The organism is Inquilinus sp., from assembly GCF_057815775.1.
In genome coordinates this window covers 1-6,405 of sequence record NZ_JBYRFX010000803.1, presented here as the reverse complement: position 1 = coordinate 6,405, position 6,405 = coordinate 1, and the positions used below count along the sequence as shown (strand labels likewise).

The following is a 6,405-nucleotide window of genomic DNA, read 5'->3' as shown; positions in this document are numbered from 1 at the left end:
ATCGGCGGCACCATCAAGCTCGCCGTCGCCGATCTCGGCGTCGTCGGCGCCTTCATCGGCCAGACCCTGCGCGGCCAGGTCGACGCCACCCTGGCGCTCGACCCCGCCAATGGCGCCAGGATCGACCTGACCGCCCGGCGCGTCGCCTATGGCGCCACCGCCACGGTCGACGAGGCCCGGCTGACCGGGCTGGTGGTCGACCCGATGGCGGAGAACCGCCGCATCCAGGACGGCAAGCTGGTGGTCACCGGCGCCAACGCCGGCGGCACCCCGATCAGCCGGGCCGAGCTCAATGTCGCCGGCACCATGCAGCAGCTGGCGCTGCAGCTGCAGGCCGCCACCGGCTACGGCACCGCCGAGATGGCCGCCGATGTCGGGTTGGGCGGGGCCGAGACGGTGGTCGACCTGAAGCGCCTGGCGGTCCGCCAGGCCGGGCAGTCGGTCACCTTGTCGAAGCCGGCCACCATCCGCGCCGGCGCCGACGGCGTCGACCTCGGCACCATCGACCTCGCGGTCAGCGGCGGTGGCGGCATCACCCTGTCCGGCAAGGCCGGCAACGCGCTGGATCTGCGCGCCCGCATCGCCCGGCTGCCGCTCGGCCTGGCCGAGATCGCCAGCCCCGGCCTCGGTCTGCAGGGCCAGTTGAACGGCGACGCCACCATCACCGGCAGCGCCGCCGACCCCGGCGGCAAGTTCTCGCTGAAGGTCACCGGCGCCAAGATGGGCGGCCTGAACACGGCCGGGCTGCCCCCGGTCGACGCCACCGCCGACGGCACCATCGCCGGCCAGCGCGTCAACGTCACCAGCCGGGTCACCGCCGGCAAGGCCCGGCTGGACCTGCAGGCCGCGGTGCCGCTGGGCGGCGGGCAGATCTCGGCCTCGGCCAAAGGCCAGGTCGACCTGGCGATGTTCAATGATTTCCTGGCCGCCGGCGCCGACCGGATCGGCGGCCCGCTGTCGCTCGACGTCAAGGTCGCGGGCACCGCCGACAAGCCCCAGGCCTCCGGCACCGTCACGCTGCGCGGCGGCAGCTACCAGAATTCGCAATACGGCGTCCGGCTGCAGAACATCGACGCCACCATCACCGGCGCCGGCGACAGCTTCCGCCTGAGCAGCCTGTCGGCGAAGACGCCGGGCGGCGGCACCATCAGCGGCAGCGGCAGCGTCACGCTGGGCCCACATGGCAGCCTGCCGGTCGATTTGCGGATCCAGACCGGCAACGCGCTGCTGGTGTCCAGCGACCTCGCCACAGTGCATGCCGACAGCGACCTGACCCTGTCCGGCGACCTGTCTGCCAACGCCCTGCTCAAGGGTTCGGTCAAGATCCGCAACGCCATCATCCAGATCCCGGACAGCTTCCCGGTGTCGGTGACGCCGATCCCGGTGCGCCAGGTCAACGCGCCGCCACAGATCGCCGCCCGGTTGAAGGCGGACGCGCCGGCCCCGGCGCCGAAGGCGACGCGGAACCAGCCGCAGAAGCCGCCGTCGCAGATCGGGCTCGACATCACGGTCGACGCCCCGAACCAGTTCTATGTCCGCGGCCAGGGTGTCGATGCCGAGATGCAGGGCCAGCTCCACGTCGTCGGCACCACCGCGACCCCCGACATCCAGGGCGGTTTCGAGATGCGACGCGGCCACATCTCGAAATTCGGCCGGCGGCTGGATTTCGAGCATGGCCGCATCACCTTCGACGGCGGGGTGATGGACCCGCGGCTCGACTTCCTGGCCTCCTCCACCGCCGGCGACGTCACCGCCCATATCGCGATCGGCGGCTATGCCTCGAAGCCGGAGCTGACGCTCAGCTCCTCGCCGGAGCTGCCGCAGGACGAGGTGCTGTCGCGGCTGCTGTTCGGCCAGGCCACCGGCCAGTTGAGCCCGACCCAGGCGATCCAGCTGGCCCAGGCGGCGGCGGAGCTGGCGGGCATCGGCGGCGGCGCCGGCACCGGGCTGCTGGGCGGCATCCAGAAATCGCTCGGCCTCGACCAGCTCGACTTCAACACCGATGCCGCCGGCGCCTCCTCCGTCGGTGTCGGCCGCTACCTCACCGATGGCGTCCGCGTCGGGGTGCAGCAGGGCATCGACGCCGGTGACACCAAGGCGACCGTCAGCGTCGACATCACCTCCAATATCAAGGGCCAGGCGGAGGTCGGCGGCGACAGCGGCGGCGCCGTCGGTGTCACCATGGAATGGGATTATTAAGCGTAATTCGCGAAGATGCGACTCATTGACGCTACCAGGAGTTGTAATTTCACCTGATGGCAGGCTCGCGGGCCCGAGCGGCCCGCGAGTCCGGCTGCAATCCGTTGATTCATCCCGATTCGCCCCGATTCCGGGGTTTCCTGATTCGATATATAAAATTTGATATAGTTTTTATCTAATATTGCCGTTATATTCATCCGACTTGTTTGGAACAACCTTTCCTGCGATCGGGTTTTTAGAACTCGGACAGGCAGACCCCACCCAGCTTGAGCGGAAGGACGACGCGGATGGCGCTTGAGAAAGCCCCGATGCCGAGCAACGAAGCCCAATCCCTGGCGACCGACCCCTGCGAGACGACCTTCTATCTGGATTCCCGGCAGATCATGGAACAGCGCTGGTACAAGCCGTTCGGGAGCGAACCCAGTTACCTCCTCCATCGCGATGCCGCCCCGGCGCGGGTGGAGTATTACGAGGACGGCACGGTCCGGCGTGAGGATTGGTGCCAGGCCGGAAAATACCACCAGACCGAGAAGCCCGCGGTCACCGTCTATCGTGCCGACGGCACGCCGAAATTCGAATGGTGGTTCGTGGCTGATGAGGCCCATCGCGTGGCCGGCCCCGCCTATATCTACCATCACCAGGATGGCAGCCGGCTGGAGCGCTGGTACCAGCACAACCAGCGCCATCGCACCAACGGGCCGGCCGTGATCGAGCGGGCCGGCGACGGCACGATCCGCCAAGCGGAATGGTGGCTCGGCGGCAAGGACATCACGGCCGCGGCGAAGGAATTCCTGGCCGATCAGGGGCTGGGCTGGCCGTTCGACCGGGCGCAGGAGGCCGTCTTTCTCGAACGGATCCTCCGCCGGGCCGCCTGAGCCCCGTCAGACCGCGGGGTCCGCAGCCTCGTCGCCGCGTGCGACCGCGATCGCGCCGTCGGGCAGGTTCTGGCGCAAGAACTCCGCCAGCATCTCGATCTCGCTGCGCCGGGCCGCGCCGCGGCGCCACACCAGCCCGATCCGCCGTGACGGCGCCGGTGCCTCGAACGGCCGGACCGCGACGTCGGAATCGGTCATGGTCTGTGCCGTGCAGGCCAGCGCCGGCAGCAGGGTGATGCCGATCCGGCCCGCCACCATCTCGCGCAGGGTCGACAGGCTGGTGGCGCCGAAGGTGTCCTCCTCCGGCCGGGCGGCGCTGCGGCAGACCTCCAGCGCCTGGTCGCGCAGGCAATGCCCGTCCTCCAGCAGCAGCAAATGTTCGCCGGCGAGGTCGGCGGCGGAGACGCGGTTCGCCCGGGCCAGCCGGTGCCCGGTCGGCACCGCCAGGAAGAACGGCTCATCGAACACCGGCATGGCGTTCAGCTTGGGGTCCTCGACCGGCAGTGCCAGCAGCGCCGCCTCCAGCTCGCCCCGACGCAGCCGTTCGACCAGCCGGTCGGTCATGTCCTCGCGCAGATAGAGGCGCAGATCCGGATAGGTGCGGCGCAGCGCGCGCATCAGCCGCGGCAGCAGATAGGGCCCGAGCGTCGGGATCACGCCAAGCCGGAAATCCCCCGCCAGCGGCGCCGCCTGATCGCGCGCCGCCAGCAGCAGGTCCTGGGTTTCGGCCAGGATGCGCCGGGCCCGGTCAACGATGGATTCGCCGAGCGGAGTCAGCAGGATGCGCCGCTTCGACCGTTCGAACAGCGGCCCGCCCAGCAGGTCTTCCAGCGCCTGCACTTGGGCGCTGAGCGAGGGTTGGCTGACATGGCATGCGGCGGCGGCCCGGCCGAAATGGCGCGTGTCGGCAACCGCGACGACATAGCGGAGCTGCCGCAGGGTAATCGGTTGGTTCATAGGCTCAGCCTATCATAATGCTCGGAACAATCGATTTGATTGTCGGACTTGGCCTTGCTATCCCTCTGCTGCATTGCGGCATCAACTCTGTTGCGCCGCAACACGAATCCAAAAAACCCACCGACACCACGGAGCTTCCCATGCCCATGTTCACCATTGGCGACACCTTCCCGGATTTCTCGCTCCAGGCGGTCGTTTCGACCAACCCGAAGGACGCCTTCACGCAGATCGACCGCGGCGCCAGCAAGGGCAAGTGGAAGGTCGTGTTCTTCTGGCCGAAGGATTTCACCTTCGTCTGCCCGACCGAGATCGCGGCCTTCGGCAAGTTGACCGAGGACTTCGCCGACCGTGACGCGCTGCTGTATGGCGTCTCGACCGACAGCGAGTTCGTGCACCTGGCCTGGCGCCAGAACCACGCCGACCTCAAGGACCTGCCGTTCCCGATGCTGGCCGACATCCGCAAGGATCTGAGCCGCACTCTCGGCATCCTCGAGAAGAGCGAAGAAGTCTGCCTGCGCGCCACCTTCATCGTCGACCCCGAGAACATCATCCGCTTCGTCTCGGTCAACGACATGTCGGTCGGCCGCAACCCGGCGGAAGTCCTGCGCGTGCTCGACGCGCTGCAGACCGACGAGCTGTGCCCCTGCAATTGGCAGAAGGGCGAGGAGACCCTCAAGGCCGCCTGATCCGGCGTCCTTGTGATCTCCGCGGCCGACCCACGAAGCGGGTCGGCCGCCTGTTTTTTCCCTGCCCTGCCGGAGCCATGCCATGTCCATCGACACGCTGAAGGCCGCCCTTCCCGACTACGCCAAGGACCTGAAGCTCAACCTGTCCTCGGTCCTGACCCCGCCCGGCGTGACCGCCCAGCAGATCTGGGGCACCGCCCTGGCCAGCGCCTTCGCCTCGCGCAACGTCACGGTGATCAAGGCCATCGCCGCCGAAGCGGCGCAGCACCTGTCGCCGGAGGCGCAGACCGCCGCGAAGACCGCCGCCGCGATCATGGGCATGAACAACATCTATTACCGCTTCACCCATCTCGTTTCCGAGAAGGATTATGCGACCCTGCCGGCACGGCTGCGCATGAACGCGATCGCCAACCCCGGCATCGACACCGTCGATTTCGAGCTGTATTCGCTTGCGGTCTCGGCGATCAACGGCTGCGGCATGTGCATGGACAGCCATGAGCAGGTCGTGGCCAAGAAGGGCGTCGGCAAGGACGTGGTCCAGGCCATCATCCGCATCGCCTCGGTGATCCACGCCGTGGCCGCGACGCTCGACGCCGAGGAGAAGCTGGCCGCCTGAGGCGCCTGCTTCCAGACACGTCAGGAAGGCCCGCCCCGGCGGGCCTTTTTCGCATCCGGCCTCTATTCTGCTGCAGCCGCCTTCTGTTCCAGCAGGCGCGCCAGCTTGGCCATTGTGTCGGCTTCGGCCAGCGGCACGAACACGACCATCCGCCGGTCGGTGCCGTCGTCGAAGCGCATGGCGGTGTGTTCGAACACCATGGCGCCCGCGGCCGGGTGGCGGACACGCTTTCGGCCCGACAGATGCGGCAGCACCTCGTGCCGCGGCCACCACTCGCGGAATTCCGCGCTGGCACCGAGCAGATGCGCCACCAGCCGCTCGAAATCCGGGTCCCCGGCATATTTGGCGCTGTCGGCCCGGAACTGGCCGAGCGCTGCCCGCGCCACCGCCTCCCAATCCGGCAGCAGCCGCCGGTGCCTGGGGTCGGTGAAGACCATGTGCATGATGTTGCGCGCATCGCCGGCCAGCGCGCCGTAATCGCCGAACACCGCCGCCGCGGCCCGGTTCCAGGCCAGCACGTCCCAGCGCCGGCCGGTGACATAGGCCGGCTGGTCGGCCAGGCTGTCCAGCATCCGGCGTAGCGGCTCGCACACCTCTTCCGGCGCCCGGGCCCGGTCGTCCGGCGGCGGCCGCCCGGCCAGGACATAGAGATGATGCCGCTCTGCCGGGTCCAGCCGCAGGGCGCGGGACAGCGCCGACAGCGTCTCCACCGACGGGCGCACCTCGCGCCCCTGCTCCAGCCAGCTGTACCAGGTGGTGCCGACGCCGCCGAGCAGCGCGACCTCCTCCCGCCGCAGGCCCGGCGTCCGCCGCCGCGCGCCTTCGGGCAGGCCGACATCGCGCGGCGCCAGGCGTTCGCGCCGCGATCGCAGGAAGGCGCCCAGCTCGCGCCGCCGCCCCGTGTCGGCATCCGGGGCCTGGTCGGTCATCGTCATGCCTGGATCATATCAGGATCGATACCAGGATAAAGCCGGTCCTGTTTGCCGATTTCGCGGGCGGTCATCGTTGCGTCATCGCCACGCAGGAGCACACCATGTCCGTTTCCCAGACCCATGCCGTCGTCATCGGCGGC

6 protein-coding genes are annotated in these 6,405 nt (G+C 68.8%); 4 read left to right on the top strand and 2 right to left on the bottom strand.

What is annotated here, in order from left to right:
• On the top strand, positions 1-2,199 hold a 2,199-nt coding region (locus AC3XYG_RS28680), incomplete at its 5' end, for a translocation/assembly module TamB domain-containing protein (protein WP_489143290.1).
• A 287-nt stretch (positions 2,200-2,486) separates the two neighbouring features.
• Entirely contained in the window at positions 2,487-3,074 is a 588-nt protein-coding gene (locus AC3XYG_RS28675) for a toxin-antitoxin system YwqK family antitoxin (protein WP_489143289.1), read from the top strand.
• 6 nt (positions 3,075-3,080) lie between these two features.
• Here the strand turns inward: AC3XYG_RS28675 and AC3XYG_RS28670 are convergent, their stop codons facing one another.
• On the bottom strand, positions 3,081-4,031 hold the full coding sequence (locus AC3XYG_RS28670; RefSeq protein WP_489143288.1) for a LysR substrate-binding domain-containing protein: 951 nt from the start codon (positions 4,029-4,031) through the stop codon (positions 3,081-3,083).
• A 140-nt stretch (positions 4,032-4,171) separates the two neighbouring features.
• Here AC3XYG_RS28670 and AC3XYG_RS28665 point away from each other — a divergent pair, with 140 nt between their 5' ends.
• Positions 4,172-4,717: a peroxiredoxin gene (locus tag AC3XYG_RS28665; RefSeq protein ID WP_489143287.1), complete on the top strand. Its 546-nt coding sequence runs from the start codon at positions 4,172-4,174 to the stop codon at positions 4,715-4,717.
• An 82-nt stretch (positions 4,718-4,799) separates the two neighbouring features.
• On the top strand, positions 4,800-5,333 hold the full coding sequence (ahpD, locus tag AC3XYG_RS28660; protein WP_489143286.1) for an alkylhydroperoxidase, AhpD family: 534 nt from the start codon (positions 4,800-4,802) through the stop codon (positions 5,331-5,333).
• A 62-nt stretch (positions 5,334-5,395) separates the two neighbouring features.
• On the opposite strand, the gene AC3XYG_RS28655 is transcribed toward ahpD, so the two are convergent.
• The gene (locus AC3XYG_RS28655) at positions 5,396-6,268 is read right to left on the bottom strand and encodes a helix-turn-helix transcriptional regulator (RefSeq protein ID WP_489143285.1); all 873 of its coding nucleotides are present in this window, start codon (positions 6,266-6,268) and stop codon (positions 5,396-5,398) included.
• Positions 6,269-6,405: the final 137 nt, after the last annotated feature.

Bases quoted from the DNA above. Each gene is read 5' to 3' on its own strand.
- AC3XYG_RS28675 (WP_489143289.1), top strand. From the start codon at position 2,487: ATGGCGCTTGAGAAAGCCCCGATGCCGAGCAACGAAGCCCAATCCCTG.
- AC3XYG_RS28670 (WP_489143288.1), bottom strand. From the start codon at position 4,031: ATGAACCAACCGATTACCCTGCGGCAGCTCCGCTATGTCGTCGCGGTT.
- AC3XYG_RS28665 (WP_489143287.1), top strand. From the start codon at position 4,172: ATGCCCATGTTCACCATTGGCGACACCTTCCCGGATTTCTCGCTCCAG.
- ahpD (WP_489143286.1), top strand. From the start codon at position 4,800: ATGTCCATCGACACGCTGAAGGCCGCCCTTCCCGACTACGCCAAGGAC.
- AC3XYG_RS28655 (WP_489143285.1), bottom strand. From the start codon at position 6,268: ATGACGATGACCGACCAGGCCCCGGATGCCGACACGGGGCGGCGGCGC.